Origin of the sequence: Streptomyces rishiriensis, assembly GCF_003112535.1 — a bacterium.
GTDB classification, from domain to species: domain Bacteria; phylum Actinomycetota; class Actinomycetes; order Streptomycetales; family Streptomycetaceae; genus Streptomyces; species Streptomyces rishiriensis.
Window position 1 is genome coordinate 596,766 of sequence record NZ_BEWA01000012.1, and the last position, 21,298, is coordinate 618,063.

The following is a 21,298-nucleotide window of genomic DNA, read 5'->3' on the forward strand; positions in this document are numbered from 1 at the left end:
CGCTGAGTCACTGCCAGTACGGACATAACCGGTCAAATCGGGTGTGATGGTGACGGTTCGCTCACGCTCGGAGCGCCCCGGCCGTCACCGTCCGCCACCACGTCCCGCACCGCGTTCCGCAGCCACGCGTGCGCGGGGTCGGCGTCGTGCCGCGGGTGCCAGGCCATGCCCAGCCGCAGCGGCGGCAGATCCAGCGGCACCTCGAAGGGGACCAGGCCGAGGCTCCGCGCCAACGGCAGCCCCCAGGCGGTGTTCAGACCCACCAGATCGGTGTCGCGGATGACGAAGAGGGAGGCCGGGAGCGAGCCGACGGCGCCCACCACCCGCCGCTCCAGCCCCAGCGCGGCGAGCGCCGCGTCCACCGGCCCGTGCAGCCTGCCGCGCCGGGAGACGATGATGTGGTCCGCCTCGCGGGCGAACCGCTCGGGCGTCAGCGCGCCCTCCAGCAGCGGGTGCCCGGCACGGGCGACGCCCACCATCCGGTCCTCGTAGAGCTGCTCGCGGTGCACCTCGGGGGCCACCGTGTCGACGACGCCCACCTCCAGGTCGGCGGTGCCCTCGCGCAGGAACGGCGCGTCGACGTGGCTCTCGCCCAGGAACCGGATGCGGATGCCGGGGGCCTCGGCGGCCGCGCGGGCGTACAGGGCCGGCCCGTGGGCGGCCGCGACGGCGTCGTGACCGAGGATCGTGAGGGTGCGGGTCACCGTCCTGACGTCGGTCCCCTCGGCCGGCGCGAACAGCGCACGGGCCCGCTCCACGACGGCGCTCACCTCGGCCCGCACGGCGAGGGCGCGCGGCGTCGGCACCATCCGCCGCCCCGCCCGCACCAGGATCGGATCCCCCAGCGCCCTGCGGACCCGGCCGAGCGTGCGGCTCATCGCCGGTTCCGACAGGTGCAGACGGCGGGCCGCGCCCTGCACGCTCTGCTCCTCCAGCAGGACGTCCAGCGCCACCAGCAGATTCAGATCGAGCCCCGCCAGCCCGGCCACGGATTGCGTCACGTGCATCCACCCCTTGCAAAGGTTGCACTGGAAAGCAGGTCGGGGCCGAGCCTACGGTGAACGGGCATCCCACTCCGACGAGCTCCCCGGGAGGAGCCGTGCCCTCGCACGCCCTGAAACGGTCCACCCTCCTCGCGCTGTGCGCCTGCGTGCTGGTCGCCCAGAGCATGGTCGCCGCGATCAACCTCCTCATCCCGCAGCTGAGCGCCTCCTCGCTGCACCCCTCGCACACCGAGATCCTGTGGACCGTCGACGCCTACGTCATCGTCTTCGCGGGCCTGCTCATCCCGGCCGGGGCGCTCGGCGACCGGCTCGGCCGCAAGGGCGCCCTGCTCGCCGGCCTCGGCCTGTTCGCCCTCGGCGCCGCCACCAGCGCGTTCGCCCCCGATCCGGCGGTCCTCATCGCGGGCCGCGGCATCTCCGGAGCGGGCGCGGCGCTGATCACCCCGGCGACGATGTCGATCCTGGTCCACCTCGCCGGACCACAGGGCAGGGCCCGGGCGATGGCGTCCTGGACCCTCGCCATGGGCCTCGGCGGCCTGGCGGGCAACCTGGGCGGCGGCCTGGCCGGGCAGTTCCTGACCTGGCGGGCCCTGTTCGCCGTGATGATCCCGCTGGCGGCGCTGCTGGCACTCGCCGTGGCGCTGACCACCCCCCGCACGGACCGCTCACCGCACAGCGGCCTCGACCCGGTGGGCACCGTGCTGCTCACCGCGGGGCTGGCGGCCGTCCTCTTCGGCATCATCGGAGGCCCGGACCACGGCTGGACCTCACCGCGGATCCTGGGCTCGTTCGCCGCGGGAGCCGCGCTGGTCGCCGCGTTCACCCTGCGGTCCCTGCGCGCGCACAGCCCCCTCTTCGACCCGCGCGTGTTCCGCTCCCCCGGCCTGCGCGCCACGAGCCTCGGCCTCATGACCGGCTTCTTCGGCCTGTTCGCGCTGTTCTTCGTCAACTCCCAGTACCTCCAGGAGGTCAAGGGCTACGGGCCCGCCCTCACCGGCGTCGCCATCGTCCCGCTGATCGTCGGCATGGCCCTGGTCCCCAAGCTGGCCGCCCGCTGGTCGGACCGCCCCCGCCCGGTCATCGGCTCCGGGCTCGCCCTGATCGGCCTCGGCCTGCTCGGCGCGTCCACGGCGGACGCCGGCACGCCCTACGCGGTGTACGCGGGCTGGCTGCTGGTCATCTCGGCGGGAACGGGCCTGTCGATGCCCGCGCTGACGCTGGGCGTCGTCACGTCCCTCCCGCCCCACCAGGCGGGCCTCGGCTCCGGACTCGGCACCTCGGCCCGCGAGATCGGCGCGGCCCTCGGCGTCGCGGTCGCCGGCACGGTCCTGGCCGGGCACGCCGGTTTCGCCGTCGGCATGGGCCCGGCCCTGCGCACGGTCGCGGTGGCCGTGCTGGCGGCGACGGCGCTGGTGGTGACCGGTCTCGGCGCACCGGTCCGCCGCCGGAGCTTCGACAAGGGACTGAATCCGACGGAGAGTTGAATTACTCTTCGTGTCCGGACCGCCACGCTGAGCCGCGCGAAGGAGACGCCATGCCCGCGAGACGAGTCGTCACGGGACGAAGCCAGCAGCCGCGCAAACGCTTCGCGGAGGAACTGCGCCTGCTGCGCAACGCCCGCGGCGAGAGCCTGCGGGAGCTCTCCGAGCGGCTGGGGTGGGACCAGTCCACCTTCGGCAAGATGGAGGGCGGGGTCAGCCTCGGCAGCCCGGAGATCGTGGAGGCCCTCGACCAGCACTACGGGACACCGGGACTGCTGCTGGCCCTGTGGGAGGTTGCGCTCGGAGACAACAGCCAGTTCAAGGAGCAGTACCGCAGGTACATGGACCTGGAGGCAGAGGCGGCGAGCCTCTACCAGTTCTCCGTGAGCACCATCCCGGGCCTCCTTCAGACCCCCGGGTACGCACGCGAGGTCCTGATGCTGGGCGGCCTGAGCGGCGCAGTGCTGGACCAGCAGGTCGAAGCGCGCACGGGTCGACAGAAGTTGCTGGAGGTGGAGGGCGCCCCGCCCTTCAGGGCCATGCTTTCCGAGGCAGTACTGCGCACACCCCTACGCGACCCCCAGGAGTGGCGAAAGCAGTTGGAGCAGCTGCTCGAGGTGTCGGAGCGCCACAACATCACTCTGCAAGTGCTCCTGTTGAGCGCCGGTCTGTACGACCTGGTGAATACCGACACGATGTTCCTGCGACTGCCGCACAACTCGACGGTGGCGTACGTCGAGACCGCGCACCGTGGCGAACTGATCGAGGAAAACGCAGCGGTCGAGCGCTTGCAACGTGCGTACGATGCTACGCGTGACCTGGCGCTTTCCCCGCCTGAGTCACGCAAGTTCATCACGCGGATGTTGGAGGAAGTGCCGTGCGAGCCATTGACCTGAGGCATGTGACGTGGCGCAAGTCCAGCTACAGCAACCCCGACGGCGGCAACTGCCTCGAAGTCGCCGAAGGCAACCCCGCCGTCGTCCCCGTGCGGGACAGCAAAGCCCCCGAGCGAGGAGCGCTCCTGTTCGAACCCGCCGCATGGGCAGGCTTCGTGAGCGCCCTCAAGGAGAACTGAACGGCGCTCGACCCAAAAAACGATCCCCGGACGGTCGGACCGTCCGGGGATCGTGTGCGTTCAGGCTCAGATCAGGCCGAGGGCGCGGACCGCCTCGCGCTCCTCCGCGAGCTCCTGCACCGACGCGTCGATGCGGGCGCGGGAGAACTCGTTGACGTCCAGGCCCTGGACGATCTCGTACTTGCCGTCCTTGGTGGTGACGGGGAAGGAGGAGATCAGGCCCTCCGGGACGCCGTAGGAGCCGTCGGACGGGATGCCCATGGAGGCCCAGTCGCCGTCGGCGGTGCCGTTGACCCAGGTGTGCACGTGGTCGATGGCCGCGTTGGCGGCGGAGGCGGCCGAAGACGCGCCGCGGGCCTCGATGATGGCCGCGCCGCGCTTGGCGACGGTCGGGATGAAGTCCTCGGCCAGCCACTTCTCGTCGTTCACGACCTCGGCGGCGTTCTTGCCGGCGATCGTGGCGTGGAAGATGTCCGGGTACTGGGTGGCGGAGTGGTTGCCCCAGATGGTCAGCCGCTTGATGTCGGCGACCGTCGAGCCCGTCTTCTTCGCGAGCTGGGTCAGCGCGCGGTTGTGGTCGAGGCGGGTCATCGCGGTGAAGCGCTCGGCCGGTACGTCCGGGGCGGCGGCCTGGGCGATCAGCGCGTTGGTGTTGGCCGGGTTGCCGACGACGAGGACCTTGATGTCGTCCGCGGCGTGGTCGTTGATGGCCTTGCCCTGCGGCTTGAAGATGCCGCCGTTGGCCTCCAGGAGGTCGCCGCGCTCCATGCCCTTGGTGCGGGGGCGGGCGCCGACGAGGAGTGCCACGTTCGCGCCGTCGAAGGCGACGTTCGGGTCGTCCGTGATGTCGATGCCCTGCAGCAGCGGGAAGGCGCAGTCGTCGAGCTCCATCGCGGTGCCCTCGGCGGCCTTCAGCGCCGGGGTGATCTCCAGCAGGCGCAGCTTGACCGGCACGTCCGCGCCGAGCAGCTGGCCGGAGGCGATGCGGAAGAGCAGGGCGTAACCGATCTGGCCGGCCGCGCCGGTGACGGTGACGTTCACGGGAGTGCGGGTCATGGCGTTCTCCGTATGACAGCTGTCGGTGGGGCGTCCCTGCCCCGGGTGGGACGTACAAATGATCGATCTCTTGGTATCAAGAGATCCAATCAGCGGTCAGGCTATCGCGCATCCGGGATCCCGGACGTCCGGGGTCGTGTGGCCCGTCCCACAGAGTGGACTTCCGCGTACGGGACACTCGGCGCTTCCCACGACGACAGGCGGCGGCCGTCGGTCCGGGAGAGGTGGGACCGAGCGGCCGCCGTGGGGGGAACCGGGTCGCGCCGGGATCCCGTGGGGGTGCTCTGCGCGTTCCCGCGGGCGGCGCGGCCATGCCTGCGCGCACCCGCTTTTTTTCGGCGGCCCGTGCGGCGGCCGCCGGGTCAGGGTGTGCAGCCCTGCTGCCCGGAGGCCAGCACCGCGCACGCCGTCGCCTCGTTCGCGCTGCTCACGGCCACCATGGGTGTGTACGCGATCGTGGCCCCGGGCGCCGAGACCTGCCCCGTGCGCCGCACGGAACCGGCGGTCACCGTCACCGTGTCGCCGGGGCCGGCCGGTGTGATCCGGCCCCACGCGGCCCCGCAGGTGCGGCTGTAGCGGACCTCGACCCGGGTCGCGCCGACCGTCGCGGTCTTCGCCGTCGCCGCGAGTCCGCCGCTGCACCCCGTCGTCTGCGCGTCCCGGCCGGTGCAGTCGGAGCCGCCGCATTGCACCCCGGACGGCAGGACGCGGGGGGCGGCGGCCGAGGGGGAGGGCGACTCGGCGACGCCCGCCGCGTGCGGGTCCCGGCCGTCGGCGAGGAAGAACGCGCCGGCCGCGACGCCCGCCACGCCCACGACCCCCGCGAGGAACAGCGCCGCCCGCTGCCTGGCCGCGCCGCCGGCCCGCGCCCCGGGCCGGTCCCGCTCACCGCCGGGCGGCGAGAGCGGCGAGGACGGCGAGGACGGCGAGGACGGCGGGCCGAACTGCCCCGGCAGGGCGCGGGCGGGCAGGGTCCCCGCGGTCGCCGTGATCGCCTCGCGCCGGATCTCCGAACGGCTCCACGCCCGCTCGGCCAGCTCCCACAAGGTGACCAGATGGACCGCGGGAGTACCGGTGACCTCGGCCAGCGCCACGACGGCGCCCTTGGGCGCCAGCAGCCCGCCGTGGAGATAACGCTCCCAGGACGACCTGCCGTAGCCCGTGCGATCCGCCACCGCCGCGACGCTCAGCCCGGCACGGTCCACGGCCCGTCGCATCACCTCGACGAACTCCCCCACCTGTGGGTCGAGTTCGTCCGGCAGGGCTTTCCAGCGGGTCATCGGCCCCCCTCTCGTGCGCTGGTCCCATGGGTCACGCAGGACCCGATGTGACGACGATTCGGGACGCATGCCCGAACTGTCAAAGTAAGCGCACCACCGGTGCGCCGCGCCGGGCGCGCCCGCCTCAGCCGAAGGCGACCGCTCCCCCGACGGCCGTCAGCAGCAGGGCGAGCAGGATCAGCACCGCGTAGAGCAGCAGGCGTCCGACGGGCCGCGGCGCGGGGGCCGGAGGGGGCTCCTCCAGCCGGTCCCACCAGGGCAGCGTCGGATCATCCACGTACTCCCCGGCAGGGTTCGCCGGTGTGGGCCGCGGCCACGCCTCGACCGCCAGTTCCCAGCGCACGACGTGCCGTTCGGCGTCCGCGCCGGCCAGCCCCGCCACCCTGCACAGCGCGGCGACGGCCTGCCGGGGCGGCGGCTGGACGGCGTTGAGATAGCGCTGCCAGGACGACTTGCTGTACGCGGTGCGCGCGCCGAGGGCGGCCAGGCTGAGCCCCGTGCCGTCCTTGAGCTGCCTCAACTGCTCCACGAAGTGCCGTACCTCCGACGGCAGCCCGTCCGGCAGCGGCTGCCAGGCACCCATCAGGCCCACCTTCCCTTCGATCCGTTGGGGGGACGACGCGGGGCGGCCGGACGGTTCCCGCGCGCGGGCCGCCGTGGCGGTGCGCGCGCACCGTAGCGGAACGGTCACTTCCGTGCCACAGCGTCCGGACAGCCGTTGTCCGGGACGTTCGGGGTGCGGGAGCGTGGAACGCGTCGGCGGCCCGTCCTTCTCGGGGGATGAGGACGGGCCGCCGTTCGCGTGCCGTCAGCTGCTGCTGACCGTCAGGTGCAGGGTGTCCTTGAGGAACGGGAGCTGCAGCCACGGGTGGGGCTGCGCCATCAGCGCCAGCAGCACGATCACCGTGCCCAGCACCCCGTAGGTCACGATGTCCGTGAAACGGGAGCGCACGGCGAGCATGCCGACGCCGGGCAGCATCCAGCGCAGGACCGCGCCGGCCAGCAGCCCCACGCCGATCAGGATCGTGCCCACCCGGAACACGTCCAGCGCGGTCAGCAGCAGCCCGAGCGCCACGACGCCCAGCACCGCGATGATCGGCCACTGCCGGGACGCCAGGGCGTCGCCCGGCCCCGCCCGGCCCGCGCCCTCGGGCCGCGCGGTGTCCCGGGTGAACTTCGGGAACCGGCGGGTGGTGCGGCGCGGCACGCCGTCGGCGTCCGGCGCGCTGATGGGGTCGCGGACCTCGATCTCGTCGGCGTCGTCGGCGTTCACGTTCTTGTCCTCGGCCTTGCCGGAGGCGCCGTCAGCCGACACTGCGCTCCGCCGCCTCGACCACGTTGACGAGCAGCTGGGCACGGGTCATCGGGCCGACGCCCCCCGGGTTGGGGGAGATCCAGCCGGCCACCTCGCGGACGTCGGGGTGGACGTCGCCGACGATCCTGCCCTCGGCGTTGCGGGAGACGCCGACGTCCAGGACGGCAGCGCCCGGCTTGACGTCCCGCGCGCGGATCAGATGGGCGGAGCCGGCGGCCGCGACGATGACGTCGGCCCCCTTCAGGTGCGCCGACAGGTCCCGGGTGCCGGTGTGGCACTGGGTCACCGTCGCGTTCTCGCTGCGCCGGGTCAGCAGCAGCGGCATCGACCGGCCGATGGTGACGCCCCGTCCGACGACGACGACCTCCGCGCCGTTGATCTCGACCCCGTGCCGGCGCAACAGCGTCAGCACGCCGTTGGGGGTGCAGGGCAGCGGGGCGGGCTCGCCCAGGACCAGCCGGCCGAGGTTCATCGGGTGCAGGCCGTCGGCGTCCTTGGCCGGGTCCATGAGTTCCAGGATCCGGTTCTCGTCGATGCCCTTGGGCAGCGGGAGCTGCACGATGTAACCGGTGCAGGAGGCGTCGTCGTTCAGCTCGCGGACGACCGCCTCGATCTCCTCCTGGGTGGCCGTGGCGGGCAGCTCGCGCTGGATGGAGGCGATGCCCACCTCGGCGCAGTCGCGGTGCTTTCCGGCGACGTACTTCTGGCTGCCGGGGTCGGCGCCGACGAGGATCGTGCCGAGGCCGGGCGTGACGCCCCTCTCCTTCAGCGCCGCCACGCGGGCGGTCAGATCGGACTTGATCTCGGCTGCGGTGGCCTTGCCATCGAGAATCTGGGCGGTCATGGGTCCATCCTCCCGGATGACGGCCCCCCGGTTCCAATCCGGGTGAACCCGTACGGGGCCGCGGCGCCCGCCTGACGTGCGCGAACCTGATCGATGATGTTGCACTTGCACAACACCTGCGGAATGCCGCGGAATGCGGCTGGACAACAAACCGGCCATTGCAGAACGATTGACGCCACAGTGCCGCGGGCAGTACCGGGGGGACGAACCGCATCTGTAGAACCTTCCTCCGAGCCAGCCGCGTCCCCGCACTCGAGTGCACACGGAGGAAGGACCGCCATGAGCTTCGGCGACCCGAACAACCCCTACGGCCCGCCGCAGGGCCAGCCGCCCGGCTATCCGCCGCAGGCTCCGCCCCAGCAGCCCGGCTACGGCTACCCCACCGCTCCGCAGGGACAGCCCGGTTACGGCTACCCGCAGGCCCCGCCGGTCCCCCAGGGGTACGGCTACGGCGTCCCGCAGGAGATGCCCGGCCTGGTCAAGACCGCCCGGGTGCTGCTGTTCATCCTCTCCGGCCTGCAGATCCTGGCCGGCGTCTTCATCGGCATCGTGGGCGGCCTGATGCAGGACGCCTCCAACGGCTTCGGCTCCGGCGACGACACGGGCACCGCGACCGGCGTCCTCGTCGGCGCCGGTCTGCTGATGCTGGCGCTGGGCGCCCTGTCGATCTTCCTGGGCGTCAAGTTCAAGACGGGCGGCGGCGGCATCCGCGTCACCACGATCGTCTACTCGTCCCTGATGATCCTGGGCAGCCTCGCCAACATCGTGAACGGCGGCGGCGGTTCCGGCACCTTCGGCGGCCTCGTCTCGCTGGCCTTCGGCGGCATCATCCTCTCCGCGATGATCAGCGGCGGATCCTGGTTCAACCGTCCTCGGTACTGACCCGCGAAAGCACCACCGATCGCGCGGGAACCGGAGGCGCGATGAGCCGGTCGGAGATCGCCGGTAGGGCGTCTTCTCGCCAATCCTCGCCGGGGCCGTGCCACACCGTGACACGGCCCCCTCCGTCGCCCACCCTGATGCCGTAGGCGCGGGTGGGGACGGGGGGACACACCGTGTACAGCATCATCGTCGTACCTCCGGCACCAGGGGAGGACGGACCCGACGACCACGCGTCCGGGCAGGTCAGACTCGCTCCCGGTGACCGGCTGGCCTTCGGGCGGTCGGCACACGGCAACGACCTGCGGATCGCGCACGAGGGCGTCTCCCGGCGGGCCGGCGAGGTCGCCGCGCAGGGCGCGTTCTGGACGCTGAGCAACTTCAGCCGGGGTCAGACCTACGTCGTGGAGAACCCCGAGGGGGCCGGCGAGCACATCAAGGTCGCACCCGGACGCCTGGACGCGCCGGTGCCCTTCGAGTTCGCCCGGATCGTCCTGCCCGCCGCGGGCGACCTGTTGACGTTCGAGGTGTGGGCGCCGCGCCACGACTACCTGGGCGCGGCACCGGGTCCGGACGGCGCCACCACGGCGCCCGCGTTCTCCCTGGACCGGGGCAAGCGCTACTTCGCGGTGCTGGCCGCCCTGTGCGAACCCCGGCTGCGCGGCGAGCCGCACGCCCCGCTGCCCACCGTCGACCAGGTCGTCGCCCGGCTGCGGCCCGGCTGGCCGGCCGCCTCCCGCGCCTCCGTGCAGTGGAACATCGACTACCTCGCCGTGAAGCTGCGCCTCAAGCCCGGCCCGGACGCCGCGGACCCGGGCCCCCGCCTCAACGGCAAGAAGGAGTCGCTGGTCTCCCTGGCGCTCCGCTTCGACCTGGTGCGCGAGGACGACGTCCTCGCGAGCCTCCCGCCGACCGCGGCCGCGCCCGTGACCGCGCCTGTGCCCGAGTCGGGCGACGGGACGGCGCTGCGGTGACCGAGCCGTACGCGGTCCGGGTCCCCAGGGGCTACCGGGTCGGCGGCTGGGAGGTCCTCGAGCCGCTCGCGACCGGCGCGTTCGGCAGCGTGTACGCGGCACGGCGGCGCACCGGCGACAACGATGCCACGGCCGCCTCCGACGCCCCGCCCGGAGCCGCCCCCGACGGAGGCGGGGACACCGCCCGGGACCTGCCCGGGACGGCCGCCCTCAAGTTCCTGCCCACCGGCACCCACACGCCCCGCCGACTGGCCCATCTGCGCGAACTCGTCGACCGCGAGGTGGAGTTGCTGAAGCGGCTCAGCAGCCCCCGGCTCATCCGCCTCTACGAGACCCTCACCGTGGACGACCCCTCCCGCCCCGAACTCGACGGCGCCGTCGTGCTGGTGCTGGAACGCGCCGAGGACTCGCTGTCCGCCCTGCTCGCACGCGACGCCGTGCCCGACGCCGGACCGGCCCTGCTCGCCCAGGTCTGCGCGGGCCTGGCCCAACTGCACGGCGCGGGCTGGGTGCACGGCGACCTGAAACCGGCCAACGTCCTGCTGATGAAGGACGGTTCGGCCCGGCTCGCCGACTTCAACATGGCCGGCGAACTGGAGGGCACCCACGCCTATGTCCCGGCCTTCTCCACCCCCGACTACACCCCGCCCGAGCTGCTGTGGGCCGAGGTCGGCGAACGCGGCCGCCGGATCCGTCCCTCCGCCGACGTCTGGGCCTTCGGCGTCCTCGCCCACCTCGTCCTCACCGGCTCCTTCCCGATGCCCGGCGGCACGCCCACGGCCCGCCGCGACGCGGCCGTCGCCTACGCCCGCGGCGCCGCCGAACTGCGGCTGTCCCCCGACCTCCCGGACGCCTGGCGGGAGATCGTGCCCGCGTGTCTGTCCCGCACGCACGCCGGACGCGTCGGCACGCGGGCCCTGCTGCGCCGGGTGGAGGCGGCCGCCGGCACGGCGCCGGCCCGTGTCCGGCCGCGCCGGCGCACCGGCCGCGCGCCGCGCCGCACGGCGGTCCTGGCCGCCACGCTGGCGACCGTCGCCCTGGCGGCCCTCGGCTACGGCGTCAGCCTGTGGGGCGGCGCCGACGGCACGGGTGGCCCAGGCGTCTCCGGCGGCACGGGCGTCTCCGGCGGCACGGGCGGCTCCGGCGGCACGGGCGGCTCCAGGAACTCGGGCGGCTCGGGTGAGTCCGGTGGGTCCGTGTCCGGTGGGTCCGGGTCCGGTGGGTCCGCCGGTGGCCGGGCCGGCTCGGGCCCGACGACGGGGGCCGCGGCGCAGTACGGCGCCGCCGACCTGCGCACCGACAGGGGCGTGCCGCCCGCGTACCGGCTGCTGATCGTCGAGACCGCCGACGACTGCGGCCGGCCGTCCGTCACCCCGCCCCTGATCGCCGCCATGCTGAAGGTGGCGAGCGACTTCGACCCCGGACTCTCCGACCCGGCGCGCAACGAGTACGGCATCGCCCGGTGGACCCCCGGCGCGCTGCGCTGGTGGGAGAACGCCGACGGCTCCCCCGGCGGGAGCGTCCCCTCCCCGCCCTTCACGCCGGCCGTGTCCATCTGGGCGATGAGCCGCTCCCTGTGCTGGATCGCGCCGCGCCTGGACGCCGGTCTCCCCGGCGACCGGCGCGTCCTGGTCGCCGCCGCCTTCCGCACCTCGTGGCGCGCGGTGAACAAGGCGGGCGGCGTGCCCCCGGAGTACCGCGACTACGCGGCCCGCATCGCCCACTACCTCAAGGAGTACACGCCTCCGGGCCGCACGTGACCCTGAGAGGTCCGAGGTACCGCCGCACGCGGCCCCCCGCCACCGTGTTCCTCAACGTCGGTGCGGCATCCGGCCCCGTCGGGGGAGGACCGGGTGCCGCGCCGGCGGCCGGGACGGCGACGGGGACCTGCGGGAGACGGGGGCGAGACCATGAAACGGGCGTTCGCCACAGGGTGCGCGGCGGCGGCGATGGCGGCGGTCATGGCGGTGACGGCGGCCGGCTGCGCCGGGGAGAACCAGGACACTGGGAAGAGCGGGGCCTCGGGCCCGTCCCCCGGCGGGCCCCGGCCCGGGCCGCTGACCTGGCAGCAGGAACTGCGCGTCTCCGACGCGTTGCAGCGCCTGACCGGACGCTGCATGAAGCGTCACGGCTTCGCCTACGGCGAGGACCGCACCCTGAGCCTGCGCGAGAGCATGCCGGTGCGCTACGTGCAGGACGACGTGGCCTGGGCCCGGACGTACGGCTACGGCGGCCGCATCGACGCCGGGCTGGAGCAGCGGCGGCTGCACAATCCCACGGCCGCCTACCGGCAGGGCCTCTCCCCCGCGCGCCGCGCCGCCTTCGACACCGCGCTCGACGGCGACGGCGGCGACGTACAGGTCCTCACGGCCCGGCTGCCCGGCGGCTCCCGCGAGGTCCGCAAACGGCTCGGCGGCTGCACGGCGGAGGCCGAGAAGGCCCTATACGGCGATCCCGGGGCCTGGTTCCGCGCCTCCAAGACCGCGGGCGGCCTGAACGCGCTGTACGCCGACGACCTGCTGCACGACCGACAGCTGACCGCCGCGGTCACCGCCTGGTCGCGGTGCATGAAGAAGGCGGGCCTGTCCTACGCCGACCCGCAGGCGGCCCGTGACGCGATCCGGGCGAACACCGCGCTGCTGGGCCCGTCCGGGGCCGGCAAGGCGTTCGCCGCCGAGCGGACGACCGCGGTCGCCGACGCGACCTGCGCCCGCGCCGCCTCCCTGCGGGCCGTGGCCACCGCCCGCGAGACCCATTACGTCGACCGGCTGCCGAAGCGGTACGGCGAGGCGCTCGACGCCTACCGGCGCCTCCAGCGGCAGGCGTACGACCGCGCGGTGCACATCGTGCCGCAGCGCGCCTGACGCGATCCGCCGAAGGAGATCAAGAGAGATCCAGAGATCCGCCACGAGAAGTCATGAGAAGTCGACGAGGGGAAGAACCATGCGCAAGTTCGCTGTCACGGCGGCCGTGGTCGGCCTGACCGCACTCGGTCTCGCCGTGCCCGCCACCACCGCCCAGGCCACCGACACCGGAGTCCAGACCTCCGGCTGCAACAGCAAGTGGCCGGGCCGCAACGGCAAGGTCTACGCCTGGGAGGACTACGACTGCCAGGGCACGCTGCTGGGTTCCACGGCGGGCAACGACCCGGACTGGAACGCCGCGGGCGGCGGTTTCGCGGGCGCCTCGGACATCGCGTCGTCGGTGATGAACGCCGGCTACACGGGCGGCAACGACGTGGTCCAGTTCTGGTACCTGGAGGGCTACGAGGGCTTCTACACCTGCCTGTCCCCGAACGAGTACTTTGCTGACGACCTGTCCGACGACTACTTCAACGGCAGCATCCGCCGCGTGGACGACAACATCCGCTCACACCGCTGGGTGACCGCCGGCTCGTGCGCCACCTGGCTGACCTGAGCCGCCCCCGCACGACGGAAGGCGGGCGGTCCGGTGTCGTCACCGGGCCGCCCGCCTTCGCCGTCACCGACGGGGATCAGTGGAAGAAGTGCCGCGTCCCCGTGAAGTACATGGTCACGCCGGCCTTCTTCGCGGCCTCGACGACCAGCTCGTCACGGACCGAGCCGCCGGGCTGCACCACGGCCTTGACGCCCGCCTCGACGAGGACCTCCAGCCCGTCCGGGAAGGGGAAGAAGGCGTCGGAGGCCGCGTACGCGCCGCGCGCCCGCTCCTCGCCGGCCCGCTCGACGGCCAGCTTCGCCGAGTCGACGCGGTTGACCTGGCCCATGCCGACGCCGACCGAGGCGCCGTCCTTGGCGAGCAGGATGGCGTTGGACTTCACGGCCCGGCAGGCCTTCCAGGCGAAGGCGAGGTCGGCGAGCTCCCCGGGGGAGAGCGCCTCGCCGGTCGCCAGCGTCCAGTTGGCCGGGTCGTCGCCCTCGGCCTGCAGCCGGTCGGTGACCTGGAGCAGCGCGCCGCCGCCGACGGGCTTGAGCTCGACGGGACCGGCGGGACCCTGCGGCGCCTTCAGCACCCGGATGTTCTTCTTCTTGGCGAGGGCCTCCAGGGCCCCCTCCTCGTAGTCGGGCGCGACGATGACCTCGGTGAAGATCTCCGCGACCTGCTCCGCCATCTCCTTGCTGACCGGCCGGTTCACGGCGATGACGCCGCCGAAGGCCGACAGCGGGTCACAGGCGTGCGCCTTGCGGTGCGCCTCGGCGACGTCCGCGCCGACGGCGATCCCGCACGGGTTGGCGTGCTTGATGATCGCGACGGCCGGCTCGGCGTGGTCGTACGCGGCCCGGTGCGCGGCGTCCGTGTCCGTGTAGTTGTTGTACGACATCTCCTTGCCGTGCAGCTGCTCGGCCTCGGCGAGACCGCCGCCGCTGCCGTCCACGTAGAGCGCGGCGGGCTGGTGCGGGTTCTCGCCGTAGCGCAGGGTGCTCTTGCGCTCCCAGGTCGCGCCGAGGAAGTCGGGGAAACGCGACTCGTCGGCGGGCGCGTAGGACGACGCGAACCAGGAGGCCACGGCCACGTCGTAGGCGGCGGTGTGCTGGAACGCCTCGGCGGCGAGCCGCTTGCGGGCGGCGAGGTCGAAGCCGCCGCCCTGGACGGCCGCGAGGACGTCGGCGTAGCGCGCGGGGCTGGTGACCACGGCGACCGAGGGGTGGTTCTTGGCGGCGGCGCGCACCATGGACGGCCCGCCGATGTCGATCTGCTCCACGCACTCGTCGTCGGACGCGCCCGAGGCGACCGTCTCCCGGAACGGGTAGAGGTTGACGACGACGAGGTCGAACGGCGTGACGCCCAGCTCGTCCAGCTGCTGCCGGTGGCTGTCCAGGCGCAGGTCGGCGAGGATGCCCGCGTGGACCTTGGGGTGCAGGGTCTTGACCCGGCCGTCCAGGCACTCGGGGAAGCCGGTGAGCTCCTCGACCTTGGTGACGGGAACGCCGGCGGCGGCGATGCGGGAGGCGGTGGACCCGGTGGAGACGAGCTCGACGCCGGCCTCGTGCAGCCCGCGCGCGAGCTCCTCCAGACCGGTCTTGTCGTAGACGCTGACGAGCGCGCGACGGATGCCCCGCTTGCTGCTCTCGGCCGTGACAGTGCTCTCGGCGGTCACTGGATAACTACCTTTCGTCCCTCAATGCGATAGCCGTTGCGGGCGAGCCGCCCCACGACCTCGACGAGCAGCCTTCGCTCGACTTCCTTGATGCGCTCGTGCAGAGCGCTCTCGTCGTCCTCGTCCCGGACCTCGACCACGCCCTGGGCGATGATCGGGCCGGTGTCGACGCCGTCGTCGACGAAGTGGACGGTGCAGCCGGTGACCCGGGCCCCGTACGCGAGCGCGTCCCGCACCCCGTGGGCCCCGGGGAAGCTGGGCAGCAGGGCGGGGTGCGTGTTCACGAACCGCCCCCCGAACCGCGCCAGGAATTCCTTCCCCACGATCTTCATGAACCCGGCGGAGACGACCAGGTCGGGCTCGTGGGCGGCCACGGCCCCGGCGAGAGCGGCGTCCCACTCCTCGCGGCTCCCGAAGTCCTTGACCCGGCAGACGAAGGTGGGGATCCCGGCCCGTTCGGCCCGGGCCAGGCCCTCGACGCCTCCGCGATCGGCTCCGACGGCCACGATCTCCGCGCCGTAGGCGTCGACGCCGGCGGTCGCGACGGCGTCGAGGAGCGCCTGCAGGTTCGTACCGGATCCGGAGACCAGCACGACGAGGCGCTTGGCCACGGGCTTGGCGGCCACGGTGAGGCCCTTTCTCGGGGAAGCACGTACAAGGCGGTGGGCGTACGCGGACTTCACGCGGGCTTGTACTTTCGTACGAATGCATCGCGCCCCCGGATACGGGGAAGCCTACGAAGCAGCCGACCGTCAGCAACGATACCGGCACACGGGACGGCCCCCGCGGGACGGGGGCATGGCCGGAAGGTAGCGTCTGCGAGGAACGGGAAGCGGGCTTGATCGGGAACGCGGTCGCCGTGCGGCGCGTTCCCGGAGTGACAGCTGCATCCGCTCCGGCCAGACAGCCGTATCACCTAGGGGAAGACGCTCACTTGATGCCCGACCGCAGTCTGCGACTCCTCACGCTCCCCCCGCAGTCACCGCAGGGAGGGGAGCGCGGCGTCGTGCTGCTGCGAGAGCGCCCAGCATCTCCTGCGGACGCCCCGTCGGACGAGAACAAGCCGCCCGAGGACGACAACCCCTTCGCGCCGCCGCCGGAGGGCTCCCCCGACCGCCCGTGGCAGCCCAGGCGCCCGGCGGGCGGCGACCCCGAGGACCGGCGCTCCCCGTGGGGCGGCCAGTGGAGCGACAAGCAGCCCGGCCGCTCGCCCGGCGGCTTCGGCGAGCGCCCCGGCGGCAACCCCGAGAACGGCGGCCCGGGCGGCCCCGGCGGCGACCCCGGCAAGCGCTGGGACCCGACGGACCCGGCGCAGCGCCATGCGCGCTACGCCCTGCTCTGCGGCATGTGGGCCTTCTTCTTCGCCCTCTTCGGCTGGCCGTACGTGGCCCTGCTGCTCGGCGCGCTCTCCCTGAACTGGGGCATCAGCGCCCTGCGCGCCAAGCCCCGCACGCCGGACCCGGACGCCCCGCCCGCCCCCGAGGCGAGCGGCCGCCCCCAGCGCACCGCCGCCGTCAGCGGCCTGGTCACCGCCTCCCTGGCGCTGGCCATGGTCGCCGCGAGCTTCACCGCGCACCTGGTCTACAACGACTACTACACCTGCACGAACGACGCCCTCACCAACCAGGCGAAGCAGTCCTGCGACCACCTCCTGCCCAAGGAACTGAGACAGATCCTGGGCGGGAACGCCTGACCCCACCCGAGGCGCGAGCCGACCGGGGAAGGGAACGGGAAGGGGAAGGGGAAGGGGTTGCGGGACGGCCTGGGGTGAAACCCCACGGCGGTCACCGCGGGGGTCCCGCACCGTCCTCCTTGCCCACCCCGTCCTGCCCCGCCTCCCGCAAGGCGGCCCACCGGGCCTCCCGGGCCCCCTCCCAGTCCACCGACTCGACGGGCGCGAAGGACTCGACGGGGAGGAGAGACTCGACGGGGACGACGGGCCTAGTGGGCGTGGTGGGCGTGACGGGCGCGCTGGGCTCGACGGGCGCGCCGGGCTCGACGGGAGCCGCTGCCTCGGCGAACGGGCCGGACTCGGCGAACGGGGATGGGCCGGCAAGCGGGAGGGGACCGGTGGGCGCGCCGCGATCGGCAAGCGGGAGCGGCCCGGCGGGCGCGCCGCGATCGGCAAGCGGGAGCGGCCCGGCGGGCGCGCCGCGATCGGCAAGCGGGAGCGGCCCGGCGGGCGCGCCGCGATCGGCAAGCGGGAGCGGCCCGGCGGGCGCGCCGCGATCGGCAAGCGGGAGGGGACCGGTGGGCGCGCCGCGATCGGCAAGCGGGAGGGGACCGGTGGGCGCGCCGCGATCGGCAAGCGGGAGGGGACCGGTGGGCGCGCCGCGATCGGCAAGCGGGAGCGGCCCGGCGGGCGCGCCGCGATCGGCAAGCGGGAGCGGCCCGGCGGGCAGGACCGGCTCGGACACAGCGAAAGCCTCGACGAGCCCGCCCCTCTCGACCGCGCCGAAGGGCGGCGTCGGCTCGACGACATCCCCGGCAGCCCCCGCCGGGCGCACACCCCCCTCCTCGACCACCAAGAAGTCGTACAGCCCCGCAGCCCTCGCTGCCCCCGAAGAACCCGCAGAGCCCGCAGAGAGCGGAGAGCCCTCAGCCCTGGAATCTCCCGCGTCCCCTGACCTCCCCGAGTTCCCCGAGTTCTTCGGCGCCCTCGGCCCCCGTGGCTCCCGTGGCTCCCCCGCGGACGCCCTCCGCTCCCGCCAGACCCGCCACTCGCGAACGCCCAGAGCCACCGGCGCCCCCACCCCCACGAGCCACAACACCGCCGCACCACCGACCTGCCACCACACCGGCCCGAACCGAGCCAGCGCGGCAACCCCGAGCGGGCCGCCGGCCATCCCCGCCAGCGCCCCCATCAGCACCCCGCATCCCGCCCCCGCCAGCACGACGACCCACGCGGTCCTGCCCCGCGACCAACCGCTCCCGCCCGCGCCCCCGGCCGGCCCGGCCGCTGCCCCGGCCCGTGCCACGAACACCCCCACGGTCACCGCGGCAGCGAGCGGCGCCGCCGCCGTCGCCCAGCTCAACGGCGTCCCGCCCGCAGCCTCCGGCACCGCCGCCAGCAGCGGGAACGGCGGCAAGAGGGGCGCGGGAGCGGAGGACAGGGGAGCCACCACATGCCCGACGCCGAGGACGTACCCCGGCCCGAGCGCATACGCCGCACCCCACACCGCCGCGTTCGGCACCAGCGCCACGCACAGCAACAGCACCGCGAACCGCCCCGACCACCCCTCCGTCAGCTGCAGGAACGCCGCGCGGGCCGAGCCCAGGTGCCACACGGACGACACCGCCACCAGCAACGCGCCGCACCCGACGAGCACCACCGCCCCGGCCCCGGCCGCCCGCCCGGCGGCGCCGAGCCGCTCACGTCCGTCCGCCCCGAGAAACAGTCCTCGCATGCCGCGGGGGAGCACGGCCAGCACGCTGTCGACCGGCTCGCGCGGGCAGCCGTAGGCCGACCACACCCCCGCCCCGGCGGCCAGCACGGCGACCGCCGGCACGCAGACCGCCGCCCACCCCCACGAGGGCCGCAGCACACCGCCGGCCGCGGCGTAGCAGGCGATGCCCGAGCCGACCGCGAGGTAGCCGGCCACGACACCGGCCCACGCCGTACGGCCGCCGACGAGGACGTCGCCCTCCCCACCGCCGTCCGCACCGCCGTCCGCACCGCCGTCCGCACCGCCGTCCTCGCCGCCGTCCTCGCCGCTGCCGCCCTCCACCGCGTCCCGTGCGGCGCGCCGCACCAGCCACACCGGCAGCGCGAGCAGCAGCAACGGGGTGATGCCGACCGGGGCCGGAACCCCGGAGAGGGTGTCGACGCGGACCAGTTCCGCGCCGTGGGCCAGCAGCCAGAGCGCCGCGGCGACGTGCAGCGCGCCGCCGGGCCCGCTGTCGGGATAGGGGGAGCTGATCCACAGCACCATCACGAGCACGGCGAACGAAGCGAGTCCGAGTCCGGCGGCGAGCACGCCGCCCAGGAGGCCGGCGGCCAGTCCGGGCGATCGGTCGCGCATCCGGGTGAGCAGGGGCGACAACGACAGTCGACGAGCGGTCATCTGGATCACGACGGCCATGCTCCCAACGACACGCGCTTTCCCGTCGTAACAGGCGAACTACCGCTGTGTCGCTCAATATACGTTTATGTACTTTTTCGGGCGAAGGGATATCCAGTGACGCGGCAGGCGGGCAGCGCTGGCGGAGCGGGCCAGGTGACGGACCCCCAGGAGGCCGCATCTCGACCGCCGGTGACGGTGCGCCCCGGCAGGGAGCCGCAACCACCCGGCGCGAACGGGGAACCGGCGCACGCCGCCGCGCCCGCCCCCGCGCCTGTCGACGCGCGCCCCCAGCCGGCCCCTGCCCCCGCCCCGCGCCGCTCCGCCCCGCGCCATTCCGCACGGCTCTCCTCCGCACCGCTCCCCTCCGCGCCGACTCCGGCGGCTCCCGAACCACCGCCCGTCCGGGGCCCCCTGACACCCGCTCAGGCCTTCGACGCGCTCTACGCGTTCTGCGCCCCCGCGCTGGTCCGACAGGCCTATCTGCTCTGCGGCCGCCGCGAACTGGCGCGCGAATCGGTCGAGCGCGCCTTCCAGGTGGCCTGGCAGCGCTGGCCCGAGGTGGCCGTGGACCGCGACCCGGCCGGCTGGGTGCGGGCCACGGCGTACGAGTACGCGCTCTCCCCCTGGCACCGGTTCCGCCCCCGCTACCGCCACCCGGAGCCGCCCCCGGCCGACGCGTCCGACCGCGCGCTGCTGAACGTCCTCCTCGCCCTCCCCGCACCGTGCCGCCGCGCACTCCTGCTCTACGACGGCGTCGGCCTCGACCTGCCCGAGACCGCCGCCGAGACCGAGGCGAGCACCCCGGCGACGGCGAACCGCCTGCTGCGCGCGCGGGAGTCGGTCGCCGCACGGCTGCCCGAACTGGCGGACCCCACCGCGCTGCACCGGCGGCTCGCGGAGGTGGCGTCCGTCGAACGGCTGCGCGCGGCCAGGGCGCCCGTGGTGCGGACGGGCAGCGAACGACGGGCCCGCTTCTGGACGCGTGCGGCGATCGCGTTCACGGTCGCGATCATCGGCGCGACCGCGCTGACCCTGCACACGGCCCCCACGCAGTACGAGCCTCCGGTCCCCCCGGGCGAGGCCGTCCAGGGCGTCCCCCCGAGGGCGGCGCCGGGCGCGCTCTCGGACGCGGAACTGCGGCTGCGGGCCAAGCTGCGCTCGGCGACGGGCCACGGTCCGCAGAGGGTGCTGCCGGAACCGAGATGACCGGGGCGCGGGCCCGGCGGGAAACGGCAGCGGGCCCGCCCCCACGTGGGGGCGGGCCCGCTGCCGTTCAGCTGTACGGCGCTCAGCCCGCGGACGGGTCCGCGGACCAGCCGGCGATCCAGCCGGCGATTCGGCCGGTGACTCAGCCGGTGATTCAGCCCGCGGCGAGGATCTCGCGCGCCAGCTTCGCCGTCTCGGTCGGCGTCTTGCCGACCTTGACGCCGGCGGCCTCAAGGGCCTCCTTCTTCGCGGCGGCCGTGCCGGAGGAGCCGGAGACGATGGCGCCGGCGTGGCCCATGGTCTTGCCCTCGGGCGCGGTGAAGCCCGCGACGTAGCCGACGACCGGCTTCTTCACGTTCTCCTTGATGAAGGCCGCGGCCCGCTCCTCGGCGTCGCCGCCGATCTCACCGATCATGACGATCAGGTCGGTGTCGGGGTCGGCCTCGAACGCGGCGAGCGCGTCGATGTGCGTCGTGCCGATGACCGGGTCGCCACCGATGCCGACGGCGGACGAGAAGCCGATGTCACGCAGCTCGTACATCATCTGGTAGGTCAGCGTGCCGGACTTCGAGACCAGACCGATGCGGCCCGGCTTCGTGATGTCGCCCGGGATGATGCCGGCGTTCGACTGACCCGGGGTGATGAGACCGGGGCAGTTCGGGCCGATGATCCGGGTCTTGTCGCCCTTGGACACGGCGTACGCGTAGAACGCGGCCGAGTCGTGGACGGCGATGCCCTCGGTGATGACGACCGCGAGCGGGATCTCGGCGTCGATCGCCTCGACGACGGCGGCCTTCGCGAAGGCCGGCGGCACGAAGAGGACGGACACGTTGGCGCCCGTCTTCTCGATCGCCTCGGCGACCGTGCCGAACACCGGGATCTCGGTGCCGTCGATGTCGACGGAGGTGCCCGCCTTGCGGGGGTTCACGCCACCGACGATGTTGGTGCCGTCCGCCAGCATGAGCTTGGTGTGCTTCATGCCCGTGGCACCGGTCATGCCCTGGACGATGACCTTGCTGTCCTTGTTAAGGAAGATAGCCATG

The 21,298-nt window shown here is 73.8% G+C and carries 19 protein-coding genes and 1 pseudogene; 10 read left to right on the forward strand and 10 right to left on the reverse strand.

Going from position 1 to position 21,298, the window contains the following annotated elements:
• Positions 1-32: 32 nt before the first annotated feature.
• Positions 33-1,007, reverse strand: a complete 975-nt coding sequence (locus Sri02f_RS22020; protein WP_109003021.1) for a LysR family transcriptional regulator — start codon at positions 1,005-1,007, stop codon at positions 33-35.
• 92 nt (positions 1,008-1,099) lie between these two features.
• Between Sri02f_RS22020 and Sri02f_RS22025 the strand changes: the two genes are divergently transcribed.
• From Sri02f_RS22025 to Sri02f_RS22035, 3 genes are read left to right on the forward strand one after another with little or no spacing between them, the layout of a single operon-like run.
• The gene (locus Sri02f_RS22025; RefSeq protein WP_109003022.1) at positions 1,100-2,488 is read left to right on the forward strand and encodes an MFS transporter; all 1,389 of its coding nucleotides are present in this window, start codon (positions 1,100-1,102) and stop codon (positions 2,486-2,488) included.
• Between the two features lie 50 nt (positions 2,489-2,538).
• Positions 2,539-3,381 carry a helix-turn-helix domain-containing protein gene (locus Sri02f_RS22030; RefSeq protein WP_109003023.1) on the forward strand — a complete coding sequence of 281 codons (843 nt, stop codon included), beginning with the start codon at positions 2,539-2,541 and terminating at the stop codon, positions 3,379-3,381.
• Positions 3,363-3,560 carry a DUF397 domain-containing protein gene (locus tag Sri02f_RS22035; RefSeq protein ID WP_109003216.1) on the forward strand — a complete coding sequence of 66 codons (198 nt, stop codon included), beginning with the start codon at positions 3,363-3,365 and terminating at the stop codon, positions 3,558-3,560. Before Sri02f_RS22030 ends, Sri02f_RS22035 begins: the two co-directional genes overlap by 19 nt.
• 66 nt (positions 3,561-3,626) lie before the next feature.
• Here Sri02f_RS22035 and Sri02f_RS22040 read toward each other — a convergent pair whose 3' ends face one another.
• From Sri02f_RS22040 to Sri02f_RS22060, 5 genes are all read right to left on the reverse strand, one after another.
• Complete coding sequence (locus Sri02f_RS22040) at positions 3,627-4,616, reverse strand: malate dehydrogenase (RefSeq protein ID WP_109003024.1); 990 nt, start codon at positions 4,614-4,616, stop codon at positions 3,627-3,629.
• 362 nt (positions 4,617-4,978) lie between these two features.
• Entirely contained in the window at positions 4,979-5,896 is a 918-nt protein-coding gene (locus tag Sri02f_RS22045) for a helix-turn-helix domain-containing protein (protein ID WP_109003025.1), read from the reverse strand.
• 124 nt (positions 5,897-6,020) lie between these two features.
• Entirely contained in the window at positions 6,021-6,479 is a 459-nt protein-coding gene (locus tag Sri02f_RS22050; protein ID WP_109003026.1) for a helix-turn-helix domain-containing protein, read from the reverse strand.
• A 225-nt stretch (positions 6,480-6,704) separates the two neighbouring features.
• Positions 6,705-7,169, reverse strand: coding sequence for a DUF3017 domain-containing protein (locus tag Sri02f_RS22055; protein ID WP_167467600.1), 465 nt, complete (start codon positions 7,167-7,169; stop codon positions 6,705-6,707).
• Positions 7,170-7,200: 31 nt separating this feature from the next.
• Positions 7,201-8,055 (reverse strand): bifunctional methylenetetrahydrofolate dehydrogenase/methenyltetrahydrofolate cyclohydrolase, encoded by an 855-nt coding sequence (locus Sri02f_RS22060; protein ID WP_109003028.1) that lies wholly within the window; start codon positions 8,053-8,055, stop codon positions 7,201-7,203.
• 279 nt (positions 8,056-8,334) lie between these two features.
• On the opposite strand from Sri02f_RS22060, the gene Sri02f_RS22065 reads away from it, so the two are divergent.
• The 5 genes from Sri02f_RS22065 to Sri02f_RS22085 all read left to right on the forward strand — a co-directional run bounded on the left by Sri02f_RS22065 (position 8,335) and on the right by Sri02f_RS22085 (position 13,325).
• Positions 8,335-8,937 (forward strand): hypothetical protein, encoded by a 603-nt coding sequence (locus Sri02f_RS22065; protein WP_109003029.1) that lies wholly within the window; start codon positions 8,335-8,337, stop codon positions 8,935-8,937.
• Between the two features lie 173 nt (positions 8,938-9,110).
• On the forward strand, positions 9,111-9,908 hold the full coding sequence (locus Sri02f_RS22070) for an FHA domain-containing protein (RefSeq protein ID WP_245970720.1): 798 nt from the start codon (positions 9,111-9,113) through the stop codon (positions 9,906-9,908).
• Positions 9,905-11,668, forward strand: a complete 1,764-nt coding sequence (locus Sri02f_RS42970; RefSeq protein WP_109003030.1) for a protein kinase domain-containing protein — start codon at positions 9,905-9,907, stop codon at positions 11,666-11,668. The genes Sri02f_RS22070 and Sri02f_RS42970 overlap by 4 nt, the downstream gene beginning before the upstream one ends.
• A gap of 150 nt (positions 11,669-11,818) precedes the next feature.
• Positions 11,819-12,772, forward strand: a complete 954-nt coding sequence (locus Sri02f_RS22080; RefSeq protein WP_109003031.1) for a hypothetical protein — start codon at positions 11,819-11,821, stop codon at positions 12,770-12,772.
• Between the two features lie 79 nt (positions 12,773-12,851).
• On the forward strand, positions 12,852-13,325 hold the full coding sequence (locus tag Sri02f_RS22085; RefSeq protein WP_109003032.1) for a hypothetical protein: 474 nt from the start codon (positions 12,852-12,854) through the stop codon (positions 13,323-13,325).
• A gap of 76 nt (positions 13,326-13,401) precedes the next feature.
• On the opposite strand, the gene purH is transcribed toward Sri02f_RS22085, so the two are convergent.
• Both purH and purN read right to left on the reverse strand, forming a co-directional pair.
• A complete protein-coding gene (gene purH / locus Sri02f_RS22090) occupies positions 13,402-14,985 on the reverse strand; it encodes a bifunctional phosphoribosylaminoimidazolecarboxamide formyltransferase/IMP cyclohydrolase (protein ID WP_109003033.1) in 1,584 nt (527 codons plus the stop codon).
• Positions 14,982-15,611: a phosphoribosylglycinamide formyltransferase gene (purN, locus tag Sri02f_RS22095; RefSeq protein ID WP_109003034.1), complete on the reverse strand. Its 630-nt coding sequence runs from the start codon at positions 15,609-15,611 to the stop codon at positions 14,982-14,984. Before purN ends, purH begins: the two co-directional genes overlap by 4 nt.
• Positions 15,612-15,922: 311 nt before the next feature.
• Between purN and Sri02f_RS22100 the strand changes: the two genes are divergently transcribed.
• Entirely contained in the window at positions 15,923-16,678 is a 756-nt protein-coding gene (locus Sri02f_RS22100; protein ID WP_109003035.1) for a hypothetical protein, read from the forward strand.
• Positions 16,679-17,699: 1,021 nt separating this feature from the next.
• Here Sri02f_RS22100 and Sri02f_RS22110 read toward each other — a convergent pair.
• Positions 17,700-19,067: pseudogene (locus Sri02f_RS22110) on the reverse strand (cell division protein PerM); the annotation flags it as partial.
• 135 nt (positions 19,068-19,202) lie between these two features.
• Between Sri02f_RS22110 and Sri02f_RS22115 the strand changes: the two are divergent.
• Positions 19,203-20,255 carry an RNA polymerase sigma factor gene (locus Sri02f_RS22115; RefSeq protein ID WP_373865114.1) on the forward strand — a complete coding sequence of 351 codons (1,053 nt, stop codon included), beginning with the start codon at positions 19,203-19,205 and terminating at the stop codon, positions 20,253-20,255.
• A gap of 154 nt (positions 20,256-20,409) precedes the next feature.
• Here the strand turns inward: Sri02f_RS22115 and sucD are convergent, their stop codons facing one another.
• Positions 20,410-21,297 (reverse strand): succinate--CoA ligase subunit alpha, encoded by an 888-nt coding sequence (sucD, locus tag Sri02f_RS22120; protein WP_109003036.1) that lies wholly within the window; start codon positions 21,295-21,297, stop codon positions 20,410-20,412.
• Between the last annotated feature and the right edge of the window lies 1 nt (position 21,298).

What these genes read in the sequence shown, in the direction of transcription:
- Sri02f_RS22020 (WP_109003021.1), bottom strand. Translation starts at nt 1,007, where the DNA reads ATGCACGTGACGCAATCCGTGGCCGGGCTGGCGGGGCTCGATCTGAAT.
- Sri02f_RS22030 (WP_109003023.1), top strand. Translation starts at nt 2,539, where the DNA reads ATGCCCGCGAGACGAGTCGTCACGGGACGAAGCCAGCAGCCGCGCAAA.
- Sri02f_RS22040 (WP_109003024.1), bottom strand. Translation starts at nt 4,616, where the DNA reads ATGACCCGCACTCCCGTGAACGTCACCGTCACCGGCGCGGCCGGCCAG.
- Sri02f_RS22045 (WP_109003025.1), bottom strand. Translation starts at nt 5,896, where the DNA reads ATGACCCGCTGGAAAGCCCTGCCGGACGAACTCGACCCACAGGTGGGG.
- Sri02f_RS22050 (WP_109003026.1), bottom strand. Translation starts at nt 6,479, where the DNA reads ATGGGTGCCTGGCAGCCGCTGCCGGACGGGCTGCCGTCGGAGGTACGG.
- Sri02f_RS22060 (WP_109003028.1), bottom strand. Translation starts at nt 8,055, where the DNA reads ATGACCGCCCAGATTCTCGATGGCAAGGCCACCGCAGCCGAGATCAAG.
- Sri02f_RS22065 (WP_109003029.1), top strand. Translation starts at nt 8,335, where the DNA reads ATGAGCTTCGGCGACCCGAACAACCCCTACGGCCCGCCGCAGGGCCAG.
- Sri02f_RS22080 (WP_109003031.1), top strand. Translation starts at nt 11,819, where the DNA reads ATGAAACGGGCGTTCGCCACAGGGTGCGCGGCGGCGGCGATGGCGGCG.
- Sri02f_RS22085 (WP_109003032.1), top strand. Translation starts at nt 12,852, where the DNA reads ATGCGCAAGTTCGCTGTCACGGCGGCCGTGGTCGGCCTGACCGCACTC.
- Sri02f_RS22100 (WP_109003035.1), top strand. Translation starts at nt 15,923, where the DNA reads ATGCCCGACCGCAGTCTGCGACTCCTCACGCTCCCCCCGCAGTCACCG.
- sucD (WP_109003036.1), bottom strand. Translation starts at nt 21,297, where the DNA reads ATGGCTATCTTCCTTAACAAGGACAGCAAGGTCATCGTCCAGGGCATG.